Here is a 19,698-nt window from a genome sequence, read left to right as displayed (position 1 = left end):
CATCCCTCTGCTTTTTTGTAGGGATGACATCTTTTTATTAATAGACCTCTTTTGAAACTCGCTTGTGCTGAGAGATTTGAAGGAGACGCTTCATCTCGAACCGCAGCGTACTCCTAATTCCGTTACGGATTCGAGTACCGCATCATTGTCCAAATCACCAGCAGAAGTAGAGTTTCGAAGGAGGTCTAATGTACTAAAATAATTTTTACCGGAAGCTTATCAGATAACTTTAACCAAATTTTATCAGTAGTATAAATTTCCATATTATAATAACTACCAGTTGCTATACATGCTCTGTCACCTAAAGATAAACCATAATCTTTTGTTAAACTTATTAACTTGCCTGCTTTGATACTTATACTTTCAGAAAATGGTATGATGTCTGGAACTATATCTGTTATAATTGTATCAATTTCATTTTCTTTTATATTAGATCTAGTTAAGACAGAAACTAATTCACTTAAATTAACTGATGATAAGGCACTACTTGCAATAACATCCTCTAATATTTTATAACCTGATTCTTGTTTTAATAAGGCAATGATTGCAGATGTATCTAATAAAAATTTCTTAGTCTTGATTAGAGATTTAGAACTTGTTTGCATCTTCGTTCCTCATCAGTTTTAGCTCTTTTTGTAAATCAATATTCTTGTATTTACTTAAAATATTTCTAGCTTTTTCTATATTAGCATGATAAGTCGAAACTATTAATTCAGAATCTTTATATTTAATGGACACTTCATCACCAGCTTTAAGATGCAGTTTTTTCCTAATTTTAGCGGGGATAGCAAGTCTCCCATTACTGTCTATATAACTTTTTAATGCTGTCATAATATATACCGATAATGTTAAGATTAATATAAAGATATAACTATATACATAGTAACTAAAATTATAAAAATGGTCAATTTAATAAATACTAGATAAATACTAATTTTAATAATCCTGCTTTTTAGTCTAATTTTTTAATTTTAGATTTCTAATAAGCGAGTTTGCCAAAAATATCTATTAGACCTCTTTCGAAACTCGCTTGTGCTGAGGGATTTGAAGGAGACGCGGAACGCAGAACCGCAGCGTACTCTAATATACGTGAGGATTCGAGTACTGCATCGACGTACAAATCACCAGCAGAAGTAGAGTTTCGAAGGAGGTCTATTAATAAAATTTACTTTGCTATAAGCCGGATACATGACTGCATTCGATTTTTAGGTCGCGAGAATCTTAATTCTTGAAGTTCTACCTGAGTATGCTAAAGAACCTAAGCAAGGGGTAGATATGTTTGTTGCTTATCAGAATAAGTAAAAATTTGCCCAGTTTTTATATCAAAAAACCATAAATGAATAGTTAGCTCTTTCTTGGTCACTAGTTTATTAATCCATGGAAACGTCATACAATTTTGATGTGATTGTTTAAGTGCTAATTTTGTATAATCATCAGCATTATGATATCTAAAATTAGGTGTTTTTATTAGAGCAACCCAGTTGGTTATAAAATCATTCTGCACTCTATCGTCACTATTTAATAATTCTTGAATTCCTCCACATTGGCTATGTCCTAATACAATTAAGTGTTCAACTTTCAAAAAGCATATTCCAAACTCTAAGGCAGCACTTGTGCCATGATGAGATCCATCTTTTTCGTAAGGAGGAACAATATTTGCTACATTACGTACAACAAATAAATCCCCTGGATCACATTGTAGTATTAATGCTGGATCTACTCGTGCATCACAACAAGCAACCACCATAATCTTTGGTTGTTGACCATCACGGGATAGACTCTGCATAATAGATTTATTACCATAAGCATATTTTTTTCTAAATAGCTGATAGCCTTTTAGTATTTTTTCAAAACTTTGTTGCATATATGACCCTCAAGACGTCACTACAATTATAGCAGATATTTTTCAAGCACTAATAGATTTTAAATTTTTGTAGGCATACCATCCCAACGTTTTATTAAATCAGTATTAATATCAAAAATATCAAGAACCCGCGAAATTGAATAATTTATCATGTCATCCAAGGTTTTAGGTAAACTATAAAAAGCAGGTACTGGAGGTGCAATTATCCCACCATAATTCGTTACTTTTAACATATTTTCTAAATGACCTAGATGTAAAGGAGTCTCTCTTATCATCAACACCAGTTTTCTTCGTTCTTTTAGTGTAACCCCTGCTGCTCTACTGATTAAATTATTCTCAATACTGCCAGCAATTGATGCAAGAGTTCTCATGCTACATGGAGCTATGAGCATACCAAATGTCCTAAAAGCACCGCAAGAAACCCTAGCACCAATATCAGAAAGATTGTAACAGTAATCTGCTATATCTTTTACTTGTTCTATGGAATAATTCGTCTCATGTAATATGGTAAGATGAGCAGATTTTGAAATAATTAGATGACTCTCAATATTTATCTGCCTCAGAATCTCAAGTAACCTTATACCATATATTGCTCCAGAAGCTCCAGAGATTGCCACAAGTAATTTTTTTTTATTATCGCTAGTCATAGCTATATTTTTTCCTTTCAAAGTGTATTTGCTTATATTAAAATGATGCTTGGTTTACAAAAAACCAAGCTTTTAACTGATTATGGAGTTTGCAGATGAGTCTCATGAGCCACATACAAAGTTTACAAAAAAAACATAATGATTTAGAAAGACTAATAAATACCGGATTTTTGCATTTGCAAGATAATACTAAAGTCAGGCAGTTAAAGAAACAAAAATTAATATTAAAAGATAAAATTCTATTGCTATATAAAGGTTTCACCAAGAATGCTACTATCTCTCAGAAGTAAAGGATTAGTTATTATTTTGTCTTCGCCCTCGGCTACTGGTAAATCTAGCTTAGCTAGAGCAGTTTTAAAAATCGACAGTAATCTTAGATTATCCATTTCTGCAACTACTAGAAGGTCAAGAACAGATGAAGTTGATGGAGTAAGTTACTATTTCAAGACCAAAGAGGAATTTAATAAATTAATTGAGCAAGATGCATTTCTTGAATATGCAAATATTTACAATAATTATTATGGAACACCTAAAAAAGTTGTAGAAGACTTACTAAGTCAAGGGTTAGATGTTTTGTTTGATATAGATTGGCAAGGTACAAAGCTAATAAAAAAAACCTTGCCAAATGTAATTACAATTTTTATTTTGCCACCGAGTCTTAGTATTTTGCAACAACGAATTAAAAATAGAGGGCAAGATAGTAAAGAATCAATAAAGTTGCGTGTGAAATTGGCTACTAAAGAAGTGTATTATGCCAAACAATATGATTACGTGGTTATTAACGATGATTTTGATACCACTCTTGAAACAATATATTCTATAATCACTGCTGAGCGATCGAAAAGAATAAGACTTGATTTAGGCAAGTTTTATAATGATTGGCATGACCAACTCTGATGTTATCCCACAACTGTTGAAAGTTTACAAATACCTATACCACAGCGTCTATTAGCGAGCATAAGCGAAGCAATCTAGGAAACAACCTATAGATATAAATGATGTTACTGGATTGCTTCGTCGGTCTTACAACCCTCCTTGCTAATAGACGTATAGAGAAGATGTATTTATTTACTAACTTTCGACAGTTATGGACGTTATTCCAAACAGTAGAGTTTACTATTACCCACAAATATTTATAGGGTTAGCCAACTGCCAACCTTGGATTAGTTAGACAAAATTTCTCTCTAACGGTTCTACATTATTTATTTCTTTTATAAATTGCTCTTGTATTGTTTGCAAGTTATCTTGAAAATTATCCCAAAATTTTTTAATTTCTTGTTCGTAAGCAACCAGTTCAGACATAGTCCAATTAAATTGTTCAAAAAGTTTATATAAATTATTTAGTCCGATGTGCAGAACAATTATATTAAGTAATTCTGGAGAAAATAATTTTTTTATCCTTGCTTCTTGTGCTTCTTTATATTCACCATGATTAGCGATACCAAACTCTGCTATATCATGCATTTGACTAGTCCGTACTTGTATTTCCACATTACGTCTAGATATACCAATAGTAGTCACAATATGCAAGGAACTATAGCCGTTATCTTTGGGATTAACAATATAGTCTTTATATTTTTCATGGTTACTAGGATATATATCATTAATAATATCCAGTACTTTATAACAGTCTTCTAGCGTATCAACTATAATTCTAAAAGCAATGAGGTCAGTTAATTGATAAAAACCAATACCTTTTCTTACAAATTTCTTTACGATAGAATAAGGGTCTTTTAATCTGCAAGATATCTTCGCTACTATAGAATTCTCTTGCAATTTAGTACTAATAATATCAGTGATATTGTGTAAATTATCAATATCCTCGTATAACATAAAATGCACACTGTTACTTTAATTATTGATTTAGATTATTATATATACTTTACTATCAAGAATTCGCAAGTATTTACGAAGGCAATTCTTCAAAAGCATCTAATATACCTGTAATATTAATAAAAACTATTACCCTGTCAAGATCAAATTATTAATTTATAAATAAGAAAGATTTTCCAAATGATATAATTTGTTAAACAATTTTTATATCGAATTGAGATTAATGTACTTAGTGTTTAGTTATTTTATGTTATTATACAATCAGTTGATTTGAATTTGCTATGTTATAGAGAGGATAGGGTGAGAGTTTTAGTAGTAGGTGCTAATGGTTTTATTGGTTCATATATCACCGCTGAGTTATTAAAAGATAATCATGATGTAGTTTGTGCAGTTAGAGATATAAAAGCTACTAAAAGAAAATTTCCTAACCTAGAAATTTTAGCTTGTGATTTTAACAATGATACTGATCAACAAAAGTGGCTTAACAATTTACAAAATATTGATGTAGTCATTAATGTATCCGGAGTGTTAACTTCAACTAATAACAACAAAATAGAGAATGTTCATTTCTTTGGTCCAAAAGCTTTATTTGATGCATGTATTTTAGCTAAAGTAAAAAGAATTATTCATATTTCAGCTCTTGGTATAGATAATGAGAAAACTACTGACTATGCTATAACAAAGAAAAAATTGACAATTATTTAAAAACTTTAAAAAATATTGATTGGGTGATTTTACAACCATCGCTTGTGTATACAAGTGGTTGTTATGGAGGTACTTCATTATTTAGATATCTTTCAGCTTTACCTTGGTTTATTCCTTTAATAGGAGATGGATCACAACAATTCCAACCCATACATATGGATGACTTAACTAAAGTGGTTGTTAATTGCACTAAAAGAGAAGGAAAAATTTGTAGAGTATTAAAAATAGTTGGATATGATTTCTTTGATTTATGGCTTGTTCTAACTTATTTAGGATATGCTATTACAGGAGCATGTTGGCTACCAGTAGTATGGATTCAAATACAATTACGGAGTATTGCAGTCAGAACATTAAAAAATAATGAGCAATTACCAGCACAGTATTATAAATTATTTAATTTATGGTTTTATCTTGGCTGGCCAGCATTTATCAGCCTAGTTATTATTTTCTTTTTAATGGTTTTTAAGCCGATGTAAAATACGCGAATTCGGGATAAGAATTGACAAATTCTTATCCCAAATTTGTATATAAACGTACACTAGGAATTAGAAATGAAAATAGCTACTTGGAATATTAATTCTATAAGAATAAGACTACAACATTTACGGGACTTTTTAACAGAAGTATATCCAGACATTGTTTTGTTACAAGAAATCAAGTGTGAGACTGATAAGTTTCCTTTTGATGAACTATCAGATCTAGCATATAATTTCTATGTGTATGGTCAGAAATCCTATAATGGTGTAGCTATCTTATCAAAGTTTCCAGCTGATGAAGTGGTAAAAGACTTTCCGGGTATTAATTGTACTAATCAAGCACGGATTATAGAAATATCTCTACAAACTCCTATAGGTTTTTGTAGTATCACTTCATTATATGCACCTAACGGTTCATTGGTAGGTAGTGATAAATTTAAAATGAAATTAGAATTTTATGATAATTTAATTAATTACTTCGAATCCAAAAGAACTCTTGATACTAAGGTGATAGTTGGAGGAGATTTTAATATTGCTCCTTTTGATATTGACGTATACTCAGCAAAAGAGTTACAAAATACTACTTGTTTTACTAATGAAGAAAAACAACGATTGAGAATTATTTTAAATTCTAGTTTTGAGGATTTATATAGATTATCAAATCCTACTAAGCAAGAATTTTCTTGGTGGGATTATAGAGCAGGTTGCTTTGAACAAAATAAAGGTATGCGTATTGATATGATACTTGCATCAAGCAATGTTGCAGATTATCTAAATGATTGCTACATGCATTATAATCTACGAACTAAAATTAAGCCTTCTGATCATATACCCGTTGTTGCTATCATTAGTTAACCTCAAATAGACCTCTTTCGAAACTCGCTTATGCTGAGGGATTTGAAGGAGACGCGGAACGCAGAACCGCAGCGTACTCTAATGTACGTGAGGATTCGAGTACCGCATCGACGTACAAATCGCCAGCAGAAGTAGAGTTTCGAAAGAGGTCTAATATCGATGTACGCGAATTCGGGATAAGAATTTGTCAATTCTTATGCCAAATTGGGGTGATGTAAGACATCGGTTTAATAGCCTAGGGTGTTCCTTGCGTAGATAGGGGGCTAAAAAAATAGCATGTATTGCCAAAAAAAAGTTAAAAAATGGTTACAAAAAAGTTTTATAGAAATAAAGAAGATTTTATTTGTGATATATGTAGTGAATTGGTACAAGGAAATGGCTATACTAACCATTGTTCAGCATGTTTCTACAGCAAACATGTGGATATTAACCCTGGGGATAGAGCCTCTAGATGTAACGGACTAATGCAGCCAGTTTCCTATAAACTCGATAGTAAAAAGGGCATAATTCTAACCCATAAATGTCTTAAATGTGGAGAATATAAAAACAACAAGCTTGCAAGCACAGATAGCGTAGAGAATTTGCTAGATGCTTTCAGTTATGCATGAATATACCCCAATTAGGGATAAGAATTAGTTAATTCTTATCCCTAATTGGCTTTAATATAAGGAAAAATGCATTCTTAAAGCGGCTAACGCGAATGCATTTTAAACCTTTCTAAAGCTAAAAACATGATTTTAATCTTTTAAAATCATGTTTTTAGCAAAATATTAATTTAACAATCAGATGCAGAGCCGTCTCAAATCTGATTGTTTCGATAATTTCAACGAATTTGGGATAAGAATTGACAAATTCTTATCCCGAATTCGCGTAATATCAGGGCAATGGCATAAATTCTATCACCATTACGATGGCTCAAACATTTTCGGGTTAGCTACAGATTCAGTCTATTGTGTTTTTATTGCCACAAAGTATCTCTATAACACTATTGATTAATGCTCATAATAGTTTTTTAGTTTGTCCTAAAGAAAATAGTATGCTATATATACCGAACTAGGTAGCCTAAGTGGAATTTGGAGAGATTTGTGTTTCACGGGCATTATTTGAGAATCTAATAAGGGAATTCTTGTCTATATAATTTAAGGAGAAATATTATGAAAAAGTTGTTTTTAATCGCTGCTACAAGTACGGCTCTTTTAACTTCTGCTACATCTTTTGCTGAAACAGGGGGGTTTTATCTTAAAGCTGAAGGTGGTGCAGCTATGTTGAATAAAGAAAAGGGTAAATTACCTAAAGAAATGGAAAACTTATCCTTGACACAGAAAGTTAAAAGAAGTGCTGTTGGTGTTGTTGGTCTTGGTGCTGGTTATTATGCAATGGATAATGTTAGAGCAGAATTGACACTTGATTTCCTTCCTAATATAGAATTCAAAGATTCTATTACTGTTACTGGTGCGGTGGGAAAAGGCGAGGGAAAGCTCCAAGGAACTCTAGCATCAAAGCGTAAAGGGCAAGTAATATCATTGTTGCTCAGTGGTTATGTTGATTTGTATGATGCAGGTTTTGCTAAGTTCTTTGCAGGAGCAGGTGTTGGTATGGCTCAAATAAAAGAGAAAGCAACTCTAAATGGACCTATAGTGACTACACGTAACACTACAGAGGTTAATCGAAAATCAATCGATATATCCACAAAGTCTAATAATTCTAATAATTTTGCTTATCAGTTGAGTGTTGGTGCTTCTGCTAATGTGGCTGATGGTATAAATGTTGAGCTTGCCTATAGCTGGAGAGATTATGGAGTAGCAAAACATGGGAAAGGGAAAGAAAGCAAATCAGAGAGTGCTTACAGAGGTCACCATTTAATGGCTGGCTTAAGATTTGATATCTAATAGTAAATGATTTATAGATTTATTATTTTTGTGCTACAAAAGAAGAGGGCTTTTAGTAACCCTCTTCTTTTGTTATTTGTAGGGTTATCTTGAAAATAAGCTAGCGGATTAGTTTAATTTATAGTAAAATGTAAATTAAAAAATAGAATTATGAAAAATTTACTCTTAGTAACGATTATAGCTATTTCACTTTTAGTCTCTTTTTCCTCTTTAGCTATTGAAAATCAATTTTATTTGAAAGCAGAGGTTGGGGCGAATAAAATGGCTAATATTAAGTTAAATGATAAAAAACTAAAGCAAAATACAGCTATGTTTCTTGGCGGAGGTTTGGGTTATTATATTTTAGATAATGTTAGAACTGATCTCATGCTTGCTTGGATTGCTAATCATCAATTTAAGCATTCTTTTGCCGGTACAGACTCAAAAATTAAGCCTCAAATTGCTACTTTAATGCTTAATGGTTATGTGGATATTGTTGATATAAGTATTTGTGAATTTTTTGTTGGTGCTGGTGCTGGAGTTGGTCAACTAAAAAACCAAATTACTAAGAATAATGGTGTATCAGTTTCTAGTGGTAAAAAAAATAACCTAGTCTACCAGCTTACTCTTGGAGCTGCTACAAAGTTAGCCCCAGGAGTAAAAGTTGAAGCAGCTTATAGTTGGAAAGATTTTGGTAGCACAAAAGAAATAAAAAATCATATTAAGTCATTAGCATATAAAGGTCATAATGTATCACTTGCCGTTAGGTTTGATGTGTAATATCATAGTACCCTACATTTTTCTATAATCGTCATAGCAAGGTTCTTTAGATGCCGTGGCGATCCAGGTAAACAGCGAAGCTGTTTTTTTAGAGTAACGCTTCGCGTACTTGGATTGCCGCGTCGCCGCTTTTTCGCGATTCCTCGCTAATAGACGGTTTAAGACTTACAACAGTGCTTCGCTAATAGACGATTTTTTAACTTTCAACAGTTGTGGAATAACATCATTGAACAATTCGGACACTATATGAAAATACCATACCATTGTGATGTTGCCAAAAGGGTTATATTAAAAGAATCTGCTGCATTAGTTGAATTATCTAATAATATTCCTAGTGATTTTAACAATATAGTAGATTATATAATTAACTGTAAAGGTAGGGTTATTTTAACCGGTATAGGAAAGAGTGGTTATATAGCTCATAAAATAGCAGCAAGTTTTGCTTCTACCGGTACGGCTGCTTTTTATCTGCACCCAGCTGAGGCTAGCCACGGTGATCTTGGTATGGTAACTGACAATGATGTAGTATTTATGTTGTCTAATTCAGGAGAGACCAGAGAATTATTTGATATAATGAAATATTGTAAGAGATTTTCTATAAAAATAATTGCCATGACTATGAATGCCAACTCTACTATAGCAATCAATAGTGATTTCCTATTATTAATACCAAGAATCAATGAAGCATCTTATATTGCCGCTCCAACAACTTCTTCAGTAATGATGTTATCTCTTGGAGATGCACTTACTACTTCTGTACATGAAGCACGAGGCTTTTCTGAAGATGATTTTCGGCTGTATCATCCTGGAGGAAAGATTGGAGCGAATCTTATAAAGGTAGAGAGCTTAATGCGGGTGAAAGATCAGTTGCCTTTAGTATATGCTGATACCTCATTTACCGATACTATATTGGTTATGAATCAAAAGAGTCTTGGATGTGCTATAGTGGTAGATAAAGATTTGAGTTTGGTTGGTATTATAACAGATGGAGATTTGCGTAGACATATTAATGATAAAATAGATATGAAGTATGCATGCGATGTAATGACTTCTAATCCAAAACAAATTTCTCCTTTAAAATTAGCGGGAGAGGCTTTAGGTATAATGAATAGTAAATCGATTACTAGCATACCAGTAACTGAAAATAATATGGTGATTGGTATTGTTCATATCCATGACTTACTTAGGGCAGGAATTAGTTGATGAATGTCCATGATAATGTTACCCCAATTTTAGATAAGAATTAATTAATTCTTATCCAAAATTCGCGTATAATGTTGGCAATATTATGGTTAAGATTCCCTTCATAGATAAAGGTAGTAGTGCTATCATTTCATCTTATAGACGTTCAATTAGTCTATCAAAGATCTTATCTTGTTTAGGAATAATATTAACCTTATGTTTAATTTATATAAATTTAAATCCTATCAGTAATAATTCAAAATCAACGGAGGATAATAGTAGCAATAGTGCTTTTAATCCAAATGATAAAGATTATGAAATAAAAATTTCAAATTCAATTTTTAAGGGGTTCAATAAAAACTTAAATCCTTACCAGATTCAGACTATGCAAGCAGTTAGGACTTTAGGTAATCAATATAAACTAGAAGAAATTAATGCTACATATAAAATAAATGACAACAAAGACTTAGTGATCAGTGCAAAAAATGGTATATTGAATGAGAGTAGTCACATATTAAAATTAGAAAATGATGTACAGTTTTTTTTAGGAGAAAGCACATTAAAAGCACAAGAAGCACAACTGAATCTACTAAATAAAGAAACATATAGTAATACAGGAGTGGTATTATCTTATAAAAATTGTAAAATTACTTCTAATAATTTTAGTGCTACACATGATAATGATATTATAAATTTCAAAGGTAATGTATCGACGGTTATTGATGTATCGGATTTTTAGCATGATTTGCTATGTATTGTTTTTTCTAATCATGAGTTCATCCGTAGCTTATGGGAAACATCCGTACTCAAAGCATTCGAGTATGGATAGATTATATATTCATTCTGACAATTTAATAATTGATCAAACTAAGAATCAAGCTTGTTTTACAGGAGAGGTGATTTTGTGGTTTGATGATATGATGGTAAAAACAACTAATTTAGAAATTTTTTATAAAACAGTTGATAATAAAAAAACTATTGATTACATCTCCATACCGTCAAGATTGACTGCTAAAAAGAATAATGGTCAAGAGTTACTAACTGCTACTTCTGCAAAATATTTTGTAGAAAGAAAAGAACTAGTACTGCTTGGTGATGTAATAGTACAGAATAAGGATGGTATTATAAAAACTGACAAACTAGTATATTATACGGAACTCAATAATATAGATTATAGCAAATCAAAAAATTAGTTATGTAAGAAATTTTTAAAGTATGCCGCATTTAATAATAGAGAAATTACAAGTAAGTAGTATTTCAAAATCTTATAATAAGAGAGTGATCCTAAACGACGTATCTCTTCAATTAAAAACAGGAGAAATAGTTGGTCTTTTTGGTCCAAACGGTGCAGGTAAAACTACCTGTTTTAGTATTATTATAGGACTTACCAAACCAGATAGTGGAGCATTATTTTATAATGATCATGATATTACTCATTTACCAATTTATTTAAGAGCTAGGTTTGGCTTTAGCTATCTTCCTCAAGAACCATCAATTTTTCGTGGGCTATCTGTAGGAGATAATATTAGATTAATGCTAGAGATTTTAGAAAATGACCAAGAAATTATCGAACAAAAAACATTAGATTTGCTTAAAGAATTTTCTATTCTTCATCTAAAAGACATGCCAGTAATAGGATTATCCGGCGGAGAAAGACGTAGGCTAGAAATCGCAAGAACAATAGCACTATATCCCAAATTTATTATGCTTGACGAACCACTTGCAGGCATTGATCCGTTAGCAATTGAGGATCTTAAAAATTTAATTGTTCACTTACGTAACCGCAATATCGGCATCCTAATTACCGATCACAATGTTAGAGATACTCTTAATATAGTTGACAGAGCCTATGTTATTTACGAAGGAAAAGTCCTATTAGAAGGAACTCCACAAGAAATAGCCACAAGCTATCAAGTAAAGGAAGTATATCTAGGGCAATCTTTTTGTTTGTAATACCATTTCCAAAAACTAATCATCACGTCGTCGTACTTCATGATCTCCGCTCCTCACGTACTAGTTGTCCACACTACTGGACAAAAGAGATGGTGTGGTTGCAAGAGCTAGTAAATAGAATATTTTAGATTGAACACAAAAAAATCTGTGGTACTCTATGTTACTAGCCGAATTACTATATAATCATTTTGAGATGAAAGATACAAGACTAAATACGTTCAAGGGCATAATAAAATCATTAATGTTGTGTCGAGGAAGCAAATATAAAAATATGGCAGAAGAAATAGAAGGAGTGTAAATTGTAATCAGGTTTTGACCCCCTATTGTAATATTTTTGTCTTACTTGGCATAACGATACTGGACTGAAAAATCAAGACAAAAAAATAATAATGTTGTTTCCCATTTTTGCATTTTTCAAGCTGCAATTTGTTCATAATTTTGTATAGAATTTAGATAGGCATTCATAGGCTTTTTGTAACCAATACTTGAATGAAATCTTCTATAATTATAGTGATTGATGTAATCATCAATACCATTCTTTAGCTCTTTAACATCTTTAAAATCATTAATAAATATACAATTATATTTTAAAGTTCGGAAAAATCTCTCCATAATTATATTATCAATACTTCTTCCTTTACTATTCATCGAAACTTTAATGTTATGCTCTATAATGGACTGAAGAAAATGGACAAAAAAATAGAGTTAAAAGTTTCCTAATTAAGATAAAATAATAAGAAAAAATTAGGAGAAAAAATGACAAAAGAAAAAGTAAGAGTTTTTAGTGCTGAAGAAAAAACTAGGATAGTATTAGAAGTGCTGAAAGAAGAGAGTCCATTATCAGTGATAGCATCAAAATATGAGATAAACTCCAAGACAATTAGTAATTGGAAAAAACAATTTATATCAAATGCAGCATTGGCTTTTGAACCAGCAAAACTGGTAAGTAAATATCAGGAACAAATTAATATGCTGAAAGAACAAAATGATGAATTAGCGAAAACTCTTGGAAAAACAATAGTAGAGAGAGATTGGGCTGTGGGAAAGCTACAAAGCTTGGACTTATCAAATAGAAAAGAACTTGTCGATTCCAAGCTAGCAATGTTACCAAAGACAAGGCAATATGAATTATTAAAGATTAATCGTTCTTCAATGTACTATAAAGCAAAACCATTTAGTGGGTATAACTTAAATATTTTAAATAAAATAGATGAAATATATACTGATAATCCTGAATTTGGTTATCGTTATATCCATAGACAATTATTAGAAGACGGCGTGGTTATTGGTAAGGATCAGGTTCTAAAATATATGAACATGATTGGCATAGAGGCTATTTATCCAAAGAGGAAAAAGTTAACGTCTGAAAAAGATAAACAGCATAAAATTTATAGTTATTTGCTTGATAAATATTGGACTAATCTAGGTACAACTAAGACTGTACATGTACCTAACGCTAACGAGGTTTGGAGCGGAGATATCACTTATGTTCGAACTAATTCGGGATTTATATACATGGCGGCAATTATAGATTAGCATAGTAGAGCTGTGTTGAGTTATAAATTGTCAAATAGTATGGACGTAAGTTTGGTAACTGAAGTATTGCGGGATGCACTTAACAAATATCCTGCACCGCAGATATTTAATAGTGATCAGGGCAGTCAATATACTAGGGCATATCGTCACGAGATTATAGTTGAATAATTTGTGAAGTTGGTTATACTAATTATAGTAATAGGGATAATAGTTATGGGGCTAGCACATAGAAGACATGATATAAATGATGAACTTTGGAATAAGATACAAAGGCATTTGCCTGGCAGGGAAGGTTGTTGGGGAGGGGTTGCAAAAGATAATAGAACCTTTGTAAATGCAGTAATGTGGATATTTAGGACAGGAGCTCCTTGGAGAGATTTGCCACCTGATTATGGTAATTGGAAGAATGTACACAGAAGATTCTGTAGATGGTGCGATAATGGAGTATGGGAGCATGTACTAAATATTTTTATAAATGCTCCTGATTTCGAATGGTTAATGATAGATTCAACATTTGTAAAAGTTCATAAAGCAGGACTTAGGGCAAAAGGCGGGAATCAAACGATTAGCCGTACAAAAGGGGGCTCAATACAAAGATACATATGGCCGTGGATGTGCAATGGTATGCCGGTCAGAATTATTGTTACAGAAGGTTCCAGAAACGATTGTACTCAAGCTTGTGAATTAACCCAAAATATAGAGGCAGAGTACCTTATAGCAGATAAAGCTTATGACACAAATAGCATCGTAGAATTTGCTGAGCAAGCAAATATAATTCCTGTAATACCATCAAAAAGAAACAGAAAGATTCAAAGAGAGATAGATAAGGATTTATATAAGTTAAGGCACATTATTGAAAATACATTTCAAAAATTTAAAGAATGGCGTGGTATAGCAACAAGATATGCTAAAAATACAAAATCATACATGGCAGGCCTTTGTCTAAGGGGATTACTAATGTGGACTAAAATCTCGTGACGATATACCCTAGTCATGAACACATTGAAATTTTACAAGAGCATAACATTAAAGTTTCGATGAATAGTAAAGGAAGAAGTATTGATAATATAATTATGGAGAGATTTTTCCAAACTTTAAAATATAATTGTATATTTATTAATGATTTTAAAGATGTTAAAGAGTGGTATTGATGATTACATCAATCACTATAATTATAGAAGATTTCATTCAAGTATTGGTTACAAAAAGCCTATGAATGCCTATCTAAATTCTATACAAAATTATGAACAAATTGCAGCTTGAAAAATGCAAAAATGGGAAACAACATTATTATTTTTTTTGTCTTGATTTTTCAGTCCAGTATCCTCTTGTAAAATTTCAATGTGTTCATGACTAGTATATTGACTGCCCTGATCACTATTAAATATCTGCGGTGCAGGATATTTGTTAAGTGCATCATGCAATACTTCAGTTACCAAACTTACATCCATACTATTTGACAATTTATAACTCAACACAGCTCTACTATGCTAATCTATAATTGCCGCCATGTACATAAATCCCGAATTAGTTCTAACATAAGTGATATCTCCGCTCCAAACCTCGTTAGCGTTAGGTACATCTACAGTTTTACTTGTACCTAGATTAGACCAATATTTATCAAGCAAATAACTATAAATTTTATGCTGTTTATCTTTTCCAGATGTTAACTTTTTCCTCTTTGGATAAATAGCCTCTATGCCAATCATGTTCATATATTTTAGAACCCGATCCTTACCAATAACCAAGCCATCTTCTAATAATTGTCTATGGATATAACGATAACCAAATTCAGGATTATCAGTATATATTTCATCTATTTTATTTAAAATATTTAAGTTATACCCACTAAATGGTTTTGCTTTATAGTACATTGAAGAACGATTAATCTTTAATAATTCATATTGCCTTGTCTTTGGTAACATTGCTAGCTTGGAATCGACAAGTTCTTTTCTATTTGATAAGTCCAAGCTTTGTAGCTTTCCCACAGCCCAATCTCTCTCTACTATTGTTTTTCCAAGAGTTTTCGCTAATTCATCATTTTGTTCTTTCAGCATATTAATTTGTTCCTGATATTTACTTACCAGTTTTGCTGGTTCAAAAGCCAATGCTGCATTTGATATAAATTGTTTTTTCCAATTACTAATTGTCTTGGAGTTTATCTCATATTTTGATGCTATCACTGATAATGGATTCTCTTCTTTCAGCACTTCTAATACTATCCTAGTTTTTTCTTCAGCACTAAAAACTCTTACTTTTTCTTTTGTCATTTTTTCTCCTAATTTTTTCTTATTATTTTATCTTAATTAGGAAACTTTTAACTCTATTTTTTTGTCCATTTTCTTCAGTCCATTATATTACCTTGTTACCAAATACGGTCATACACCTTGTTATCGACAAAATTTTCAAAAATCTATTAGTACCTAAAAAATATATGCTATACTTAATGCTACAATTGTAGTGCTAACGTCAAAACGATGGAGCTACGGCGGGTATCTAAAAAAATCTCCTGAAAGAGGAGGTGTTTATATATTAGACCTCTTTCGAAACTCGCTTGTGCTGAGGGATTTGAAGGAGACGCAGAACCGCAGCGTACTCTAATATACGTGAGGATTCGAGTACCGCATCGACGTACAAATCACCAGCCAGAAGTAGAGTTTCGAAAGAAGTCTATTTAACCCCTGCGGGGTGACATAGTAGTGATTGGCAAGGGGTAAGAGACTATTATTTTGCACTCATTTTGCTTTGAAAAAGTTAATTATTTTTTTCATATTTAGGCATTTTAGCATTTAAGCGATATTGATTAATTCCATCAATGTGAGATATAACTTCTTTCTTAATAAGTTCTTTTCTTTCCTCTATTTTCTTTAGTACTGCTTTACTATACTCTAAAGATTGATTATCCCCATTAGCTTCAGCTTTCTCACGCATAATTTCATAATGTTCTTGTCTGCGTGCATATTTATCGTTATCTATTAGTGTCTGCTTAATTCTATAAGCACTGTCAATCATATTACGAGTTTGAGTATCCGTTGCTTTTTCTCGTATGAATCGCTCGCCCATCAACACGGGATTCTCCCCCTTATCACCTTCACCTTTAGCTAAAGCATCATATATCTCAAAGGCAAGTTTTTTGTTAGATAGTTCTGCATAATATGCAATATCTGCTGTTCTACCCTGTAATTCAAGCTTGGCTAGATATTCAGGAGATGAAATATCTTCCTGAACAGCAATGGTTTCTTTATTGATTTTAGTTAGAAGTTCTTGATGTTCCAAAGATATTTGCTGATCCTTAAGTGATTCACTATGGGTTCTAAGTCTTGGATCATTATAATTAAAATCTTCCCACTCTGCTCCAGTTAAGTTACCCTCAAAAGCATCCCGTAAATCTTTACCAACAATAGCAGTAAGTGCTTCTCGTTTTAACCCTTCATAACCAGCATATATTCTCTCTCCTATATTTTTACGCTTCTTATCACGTAGCTCTCTCTTTTCATCAACACGCCTATTCATCTCTTGCCAACTTTTGAGAGGTGCTATATTTTTACCAAATAACCCTATTCCCCTTGCTGACATTGCTTGATGTGTATCCACATAAGCTTGCTGGAAATCTTGGGTAAACTTTGCATCACTCGCTAATTCTCGTAAAGTTTTACCATCTTTAGTTTTCATTAAATCATTAAGTTCTTTCTTTTGCTCTTCGCTAAGAGAATCATATTTTTTACCTTCTCCAAATTTAAGAGCTGCTAAATGATCCTTAAGTTCTGCATAACTACTGCCAGTAAATTCTTTAACTTGTCCATCAGGTTTAATAGTTTCCATAACCTCGCTAATAGCCCTTTGATAATCACTTCCAGCTTTAACATTAACGTCTTTATAATCTATACCATAAGTTCTTTTTACTTCACTTAAAACACTAGATTTTACTGCTTTTGGGTCAAGTACCTCTTGGGCTACACCCCCCATCATCCAATCTTCATACTGATCGGCAACAAACATACTTGCCTTCTCAGTTACTTGATCTACCCTTTGCTTGACAGCACCGAAAGCATAATTTGCAGGTCTCTCTATTTGCTGTTGAATAGGGGCAAAAGCAGCTTGTCCAATTGCTTGTAAATTTGTTAGATTACCTGAGGTGCTAGATAAGAATTTAGCACTTGAAACAGCTATATCATTAAATTTACTTAGTAAATAAACACATACAAAAATTAACAATAATCCATCCAGCTGAACAAAGTGACCACTGAAAAAATTATCAATTCTTCTTACATCTTGGACTAAATCTAAAAATGGTAATTCAACATATCTTTCTTCGATACATTGATAAGCTAAACATAGGTTGCCATCAGGCGAGCCATCATCGATGCGATGATCAACAGGCACTAATATATTAGCCTTTGTTTTAGAAAATTTGCCAGCTTTCATTGGAGATGGAAACCACCAATAAAATATTGAGTCTCCAAGACTAGTGTCTAGATATTCATTCATACTACCAAATATGTCATTTATCGGACCTAAATTTGGGAAGTCATACTTACATACCCCAAAACCAAGTGAAGAATATATTTCTGTTCTGATAATCATTGAAATAAAAGCAATACCAGTAAATAATATAATTGGTTGTAGTGCATAGGAAATCAGCTGTCTTAACCAGTTTTCAAACAATGAACGCGTGATACCAAATAACATAAAGCAAATGAATATTGGAGCCATTATGATAATCATCCCAACGGTTATCAGTGCCGTAAGATATATAATAGTAGCCTTAAATACCATCATGAAGATAAAATAAAGGGCTATCAAGAATAAAATTATATATATAAATCCTAACGGATCAACAAATAGTAATGAAAATAATTTTGCCATAGTTTGCGGGGCTATCATTAAACCTATAATACTCCAAGACCCAGGTCCGGTAGCCGCTGTTTCTTTAATTATTCGTAATATTTCCTCTACCCCTTCCATAAAAAACACGAATAAGTAATCATGAAAAAATTGCCAGCTACTAGTTGAACTAAGTAACGTAGATACTATACTAACTTTTACTATTCTAATTATTAATTCAGTATGTGTGAGATTAACATTGCCAATCAGGAAAGAAAACCCTGTAAACATAATATACAAAGTTAATAGAGCCGAAACAGATACACGATACCCTGGTGTTTTAATAATACCCTCGTAAATTGACCTAACTAGCCCATGATTCTTACCATCACCAAATAACTCAGCTTTTATTAAATTCGTTAAAAATTCAATAGGGTCAGGTCTAGTGTCAGTGACCCCAGATTTAATAACTACACGATACTGACCATTATTATCATCATAAAATTTATCTAAAATCTTAAAATATAATGGGCATTGAACGTATTTAACTTTATCCTCACCTTCATATTGATAACTTATTCCTCCAGCTTTTACTAATTCCCCTCTTTTATTAAGATCATAAAGTTCATAACCAACAAGAGGTTCACCAAGGTGGGCGGTAATGCAATAGGGTGTACGCTGTGTATCCAAAGAGAGATTAGGATTTTTATCACGCTCAGCAATTAACATGTATAGCCCTACACCATTTTTAAATAAACACGGTGCATTACTAATTTTGGCATCCTTACTACTAGTACACATCCTGCCATCTATAAATTGGCATATTTGTAGTCTCTTACAAAATTCAGATAAAGTATTGGTATTCTTTTCTTGACCATACCACGCACTCCAAGCTGATAATTCTGTAGAGTTGTTTTTATCTCCTTTAGAATAATCCCAAGTTTTTACCAATATAGTAAGTGGTTGACCATTCACATTATATCCAGTATTGATCCAAGGAGCTGTTTGATTATCTTGTTGTTGTCCGCTTAACTCTTCTTTTTTATATCTTGAAGAAATTACAAATTTTATAAAGCCAAAATCATCTGCATCAATGCACCTATCGCCAGTACATCCTGAAAGGCACAACATAGAAATTAATAAAATAGCAAAAATATTCTTCATTTATAAAAACC

28 protein-coding genes are annotated in these 19,698 nt (G+C 32.2%); 19 read left to right on the top strand and 9 right to left on the bottom strand.

Translation table 11 applies throughout. From position 1 onward, the window contains the following. Positions 1-185: 185 nt before the first annotated feature. Both AAHM86_RS05375 and AAHM86_RS05370 read right to left on the bottom strand, forming a co-directional pair. Entirely contained in the window at positions 186-605 is a 420-nt protein-coding gene (locus AAHM86_RS05375; protein WP_342267542.1) for a type II toxin-antitoxin system VapC family toxin, read from the bottom strand. Further along, positions 589-831, bottom strand: coding sequence for an AbrB/MazE/SpoVT family DNA-binding domain-containing protein (locus AAHM86_RS05370; protein ID WP_341747931.1), 243 nt, complete (start codon positions 829-831; stop codon positions 589-591). The genes AAHM86_RS05375 and AAHM86_RS05370 overlap by 17 nt, the downstream gene beginning before the upstream one ends. A gap of 161 nt (positions 832-992) precedes the next feature. Here AAHM86_RS05370 and AAHM86_RS05365 point away from each other — a divergent pair, with 161 nt between their 5' ends. Next, complete coding sequence (locus AAHM86_RS05365) at positions 993-1,232, top strand: palindromic element RPE1 domain-containing protein (RefSeq protein ID WP_342267541.1); 240 nt, start codon at positions 993-995, stop codon at positions 1,230-1,232. A gap of 26 nt (positions 1,233-1,258) precedes the next feature. Here AAHM86_RS05365 and AAHM86_RS05360 read toward each other — a convergent pair whose 3' ends face one another. Both AAHM86_RS05360 and AAHM86_RS05355 read right to left on the bottom strand, forming a co-directional pair. Next, the gene (locus tag AAHM86_RS05360) at positions 1,259-1,864 is read right to left on the bottom strand and encodes a carbonic anhydrase (protein ID WP_342267540.1); all 606 of its coding nucleotides are present in this window, start codon (positions 1,862-1,864) and stop codon (positions 1,259-1,261) included. 59 nt (positions 1,865-1,923) lie between these two features. Beyond that, positions 1,924-2,511, bottom strand: a complete 588-nt coding sequence (locus AAHM86_RS05355) for a UbiX family flavin prenyltransferase (protein ID WP_342268398.1) — start codon at positions 2,509-2,511, stop codon at positions 1,924-1,926. A gap of 104 nt (positions 2,512-2,615) precedes the next feature. On the opposite strand from AAHM86_RS05355, the gene AAHM86_RS05350 reads away from it, so the two are divergent. Both AAHM86_RS05350 and gmk read left to right on the top strand, forming a co-directional pair. Then, positions 2,616-2,801 carry a DUF465 domain-containing protein gene (locus AAHM86_RS05350; RefSeq protein WP_341755487.1) on the top strand — a complete coding sequence of 62 codons (186 nt, stop codon included), beginning with the start codon at positions 2,616-2,618 and terminating at the stop codon, positions 2,799-2,801. Then, positions 2,779-3,408, top strand: a complete 630-nt coding sequence (gene gmk, locus AAHM86_RS05345; protein WP_342267539.1) for a guanylate kinase — start codon at positions 2,779-2,781, stop codon at positions 3,406-3,408. Before AAHM86_RS05350 ends, gmk begins: the two co-directional genes overlap by 23 nt. A gap of 270 nt (positions 3,409-3,678) precedes the next feature. Here the strand turns inward: gmk and AAHM86_RS05340 are convergent, their stop codons facing one another. Next, complete coding sequence (locus tag AAHM86_RS05340) at positions 3,679-4,344, bottom strand: bifunctional (p)ppGpp synthetase/guanosine-3',5'-bis(diphosphate) 3'-pyrophosphohydrolase (RefSeq protein WP_342268397.1); 666 nt, start codon at positions 4,342-4,344, stop codon at positions 3,679-3,681. Positions 4,345-4,644: 300 nt separating this feature from the next. Here AAHM86_RS05340 and AAHM86_RS05335 point away from each other — a divergent pair, with 300 nt between their 5' ends. From AAHM86_RS05335 to AAHM86_RS05280, 11 genes are all read left to right on the top strand, one after another. Further along, positions 4,645-5,049 carry an NAD-dependent epimerase/dehydratase family protein gene (locus AAHM86_RS05335; protein WP_342267538.1) on the top strand — a complete coding sequence of 135 codons (405 nt, stop codon included), beginning with the start codon at positions 4,645-4,647 and terminating at the stop codon, positions 5,047-5,049. A 23-nt stretch (positions 5,050-5,072) separates the two neighbouring features. Then, complete coding sequence (locus AAHM86_RS05330) at positions 5,073-5,525, top strand: DUF2269 family protein (RefSeq protein WP_342267537.1); 453 nt, start codon at positions 5,073-5,075, stop codon at positions 5,523-5,525. A gap of 75 nt (positions 5,526-5,600) precedes the next feature. Then, positions 5,601-6,380 carry an exodeoxyribonuclease III gene (gene xth / locus AAHM86_RS05325; protein WP_342267536.1) on the top strand — a complete coding sequence of 260 codons (780 nt, stop codon included), beginning with the start codon at positions 5,601-5,603 and terminating at the stop codon, positions 6,378-6,380. Positions 6,381-6,682: 302 nt separating this feature from the next. Beyond that, positions 6,683-6,988: an RNHCP domain-containing protein gene (locus AAHM86_RS05315; protein WP_342267535.1), complete on the top strand. Its 306-nt coding sequence runs from the start codon at positions 6,683-6,685 to the stop codon at positions 6,986-6,988. 546 nt (positions 6,989-7,534) lie between these two features. After that, complete coding sequence (locus tag AAHM86_RS05310; protein ID WP_342267534.1) at positions 7,535-8,269, top strand: outer membrane protein; 735 nt, start codon at positions 7,535-7,537, stop codon at positions 8,267-8,269. Positions 8,270-8,419: 150 nt separating this feature from the next. Further along, positions 8,420-9,028, top strand: coding sequence for an outer membrane protein (locus AAHM86_RS05305; RefSeq protein WP_342267533.1), 609 nt, complete (start codon positions 8,420-8,422; stop codon positions 9,026-9,028). A gap of 246 nt (positions 9,029-9,274) precedes the next feature. Continuing rightward, entirely contained in the window at positions 9,275-10,231 is a 957-nt protein-coding gene (locus AAHM86_RS05300; RefSeq protein ID WP_342267532.1) for a KpsF/GutQ family sugar-phosphate isomerase, read from the top strand. 85 nt (positions 10,232-10,316) lie between these two features. Next, the gene (gene lptC / locus AAHM86_RS05295; protein ID WP_342267531.1) at positions 10,317-10,949 is read left to right on the top strand and encodes an LPS export ABC transporter periplasmic protein LptC; all 633 of its coding nucleotides are present in this window, start codon (positions 10,317-10,319) and stop codon (positions 10,947-10,949) included. Between the two features lie 82 nt (positions 10,950-11,031). Further along, positions 11,032-11,403, top strand: coding sequence for an LptA/OstA family protein (locus AAHM86_RS05290; protein WP_342267530.1), 372 nt, complete (start codon positions 11,032-11,034; stop codon positions 11,401-11,403). A 22-nt stretch (positions 11,404-11,425) separates the two neighbouring features. Then, on the top strand, positions 11,426-12,163 hold the full coding sequence (lptB, locus tag AAHM86_RS05285; protein ID WP_410521544.1) for an LPS export ABC transporter ATP-binding protein: 738 nt from the start codon (positions 11,426-11,428) through the stop codon (positions 12,161-12,163). A gap of 157 nt (positions 12,164-12,320) precedes the next feature. Next, entirely contained in the window at positions 12,321-12,461 is a 141-nt protein-coding gene (locus tag AAHM86_RS05280) for a hypothetical protein (RefSeq protein ID WP_341747918.1), read from the top strand. Positions 12,462-12,577: 116 nt separating this feature from the next. On the opposite strand, the gene AAHM86_RS05275 is transcribed toward AAHM86_RS05280, so the two are convergent. Further along, a complete protein-coding gene (locus tag AAHM86_RS05275) occupies positions 12,578-12,823 on the bottom strand; it encodes an integrase core domain-containing protein (protein ID WP_342268395.1) in 246 nt (81 codons plus the stop codon). A gap of 96 nt (positions 12,824-12,919) precedes the next feature. Here AAHM86_RS05275 and AAHM86_RS05270 point away from each other — a divergent pair, with 96 nt between their 5' ends. Genes AAHM86_RS05270 through AAHM86_RS05250 form a run of 5 tightly spaced genes read left to right on the top strand, consistent with a single transcriptional unit; the run spans position 12,920 to position 14,962 of the window. Further along, positions 12,920-13,699, top strand: a complete 780-nt coding sequence (locus tag AAHM86_RS05270; RefSeq protein ID WP_342267529.1) for an IS3 family transposase — start codon at positions 12,920-12,922, stop codon at positions 13,697-13,699. A gap of 12 nt (positions 13,700-13,711) precedes the next feature. Then, a complete protein-coding gene (locus AAHM86_RS05265; protein WP_342267528.1) occupies positions 13,712-13,867 on the top strand; it encodes a hypothetical protein in 156 nt (51 codons plus the stop codon). A 3-nt stretch (positions 13,868-13,870) separates the two neighbouring features. Further along, positions 13,871-14,677 (top strand): IS5 family transposase, encoded by an 807-nt coding sequence (locus tag AAHM86_RS05260; RefSeq protein ID WP_342267527.1) that lies wholly within the window; start codon positions 13,871-13,873, stop codon positions 14,675-14,677. After that, positions 14,674-14,850: an integrase core domain-containing protein gene (locus AAHM86_RS05255; RefSeq protein WP_342267526.1), complete on the top strand. Its 177-nt coding sequence runs from the start codon at positions 14,674-14,676 to the stop codon at positions 14,848-14,850. Before AAHM86_RS05260 ends, AAHM86_RS05255 begins: the two co-directional genes overlap by 4 nt. Beyond that, complete coding sequence (locus AAHM86_RS05250; RefSeq protein ID WP_342267525.1) at positions 14,831-14,962, top strand: IS3 family transposase; 132 nt, start codon at positions 14,831-14,833, stop codon at positions 14,960-14,962. The genes AAHM86_RS05255 and AAHM86_RS05250 overlap by 20 nt, the downstream gene beginning before the upstream one ends. On the opposite strand, the gene AAHM86_RS05245 is transcribed toward AAHM86_RS05250, so the two are convergent. The 3 genes from AAHM86_RS05245 to AAHM86_RS05230 form a co-directional block, all read right to left on the bottom strand. Continuing rightward, on the bottom strand, positions 14,941-15,177 hold the full coding sequence (locus AAHM86_RS05245) for a DDE-type integrase/transposase/recombinase (RefSeq protein ID WP_342267524.1): 237 nt from the start codon (positions 15,175-15,177) through the stop codon (positions 14,941-14,943). The genes AAHM86_RS05250 and AAHM86_RS05245 overlap by 22 nt on opposite strands. 12 nt (positions 15,178-15,189) lie before the next feature. Beyond that, entirely contained in the window at positions 15,190-15,969 is a 780-nt protein-coding gene (locus tag AAHM86_RS05240) for an IS3 family transposase (RefSeq protein ID WP_342267523.1), read from the bottom strand. 484 nt (positions 15,970-16,453) lie between these two features. Then, positions 16,454-19,687, bottom strand: coding sequence for a type IV secretion system protein (locus tag AAHM86_RS05230; RefSeq protein ID WP_342267522.1), 3,234 nt, complete (start codon positions 19,685-19,687; stop codon positions 16,454-16,456). Positions 19,688-19,698 lie beyond the last annotated feature (11 nt).

The sequence above is a fragment of the Candidatus Tisiphia endosymbiont of Empis tessellata genome (assembly GCF_964031035.1).
In the GTDB taxonomy this organism is placed as follows: Bacteria; Pseudomonadota; Alphaproteobacteria; order Rickettsiales; family Rickettsiaceae; genus Tisiphia.
Note: the sequence above shows the minus strand (reverse complement) of the source record. Positions and strands in the feature narration are given on the sequence as shown.

Coding starts and splice junctions, on each gene's coding strand:
- AAHM86_RS05300 (WP_342267532.1), top strand. CDS start 9,275: ATGAAAATACCATACCATTGTGATGTTGCCAAAAGGGTTATATTAAAA.
- lptB (WP_410521544.1), top strand. CDS start 11,426: ATGCCGCATTTAATAATAGAGAAATTACAAGTAAGTAGTATTTCAAAA.
- AAHM86_RS05340 (WP_342268397.1), bottom strand. CDS start 4,344: ATGTTATACGAGGATATTGATAATTTACACAATATCACTGATATTATT.
- AAHM86_RS05290 (WP_342267530.1), top strand. CDS start 11,032: ATGGATAGATTATATATTCATTCTGACAATTTAATAATTGATCAAACT.
- AAHM86_RS05315 (WP_342267535.1), top strand. CDS start 6,683: ATGGTTACAAAAAAGTTTTATAGAAATAAAGAAGATTTTATTTGTGAT.
- AAHM86_RS05350 (WP_341755487.1), top strand. CDS start 2,616: ATGAGCCACATACAAAGTTTACAAAAAAAACATAATGATTTAGAAAGA.
- AAHM86_RS05360 (WP_342267540.1), bottom strand. CDS start 1,864: ATGCAACAAAGTTTTGAAAAAATACTAAAAGGCTATCAGCTATTTAGA.
- AAHM86_RS05280 (WP_341747918.1), top strand. CDS start 12,321: ATGTTACTAGCCGAATTACTATATAATCATTTTGAGATGAAAGATACA.
- AAHM86_RS05370 (WP_341747931.1), bottom strand. CDS start 831: ATGACAGCATTAAAAAGTTATATAGACAGTAATGGGAGACTTGCTATC.
- lptC (WP_342267531.1), top strand. CDS start 10,317: ATGGTTAAGATTCCCTTCATAGATAAAGGTAGTAGTGCTATCATTTCA.
- AAHM86_RS05355 (WP_342268398.1), bottom strand. CDS start 2,511: ATGACTAGCGATAATAAAAAAAAATTACTTGTGGCAATCTCTGGAGCT.
- AAHM86_RS05240 (WP_342267523.1), bottom strand. CDS start 15,969: ATGACAAAAGAAAAAGTAAGAGTTTTTAGTGCTGAAGAAAAAACTAGG.
- xth (WP_342267536.1), top strand. CDS start 5,601: ATGAAAATAGCTACTTGGAATATTAATTCTATAAGAATAAGACTACAA.
- AAHM86_RS05230 (WP_342267522.1), bottom strand. CDS start 19,687: ATGAAGAATATTTTTGCTATTTTATTAATTTCTATGTTGTGCCTTTCA.
- AAHM86_RS05305 (WP_342267533.1), top strand. CDS start 8,420: ATGAAAAATTTACTCTTAGTAACGATTATAGCTATTTCACTTTTAGTC.
- AAHM86_RS05310 (WP_342267534.1), top strand. CDS start 7,535: ATGAAAAAGTTGTTTTTAATCGCTGCTACAAGTACGGCTCTTTTAACT.
- gmk (WP_342267539.1), top strand. CDS start 2,779: ATGCTACTATCTCTCAGAAGTAAAGGATTAGTTATTATTTTGTCTTCG.
- AAHM86_RS05270 (WP_342267529.1), top strand. CDS start 12,920: ATGACAAAAGAAAAAGTAAGAGTTTTTAGTGCTGAAGAAAAAACTAGG.
- AAHM86_RS05375 (WP_342267542.1), bottom strand. CDS start 605: ATGCAAACAAGTTCTAAATCTCTAATCAAGACTAAGAAATTTTTATTA.
- AAHM86_RS05250 (WP_342267525.1), top strand. CDS start 14,831: ATGTTAAAGAGTGGTATTGATGATTACATCAATCACTATAATTATAGA.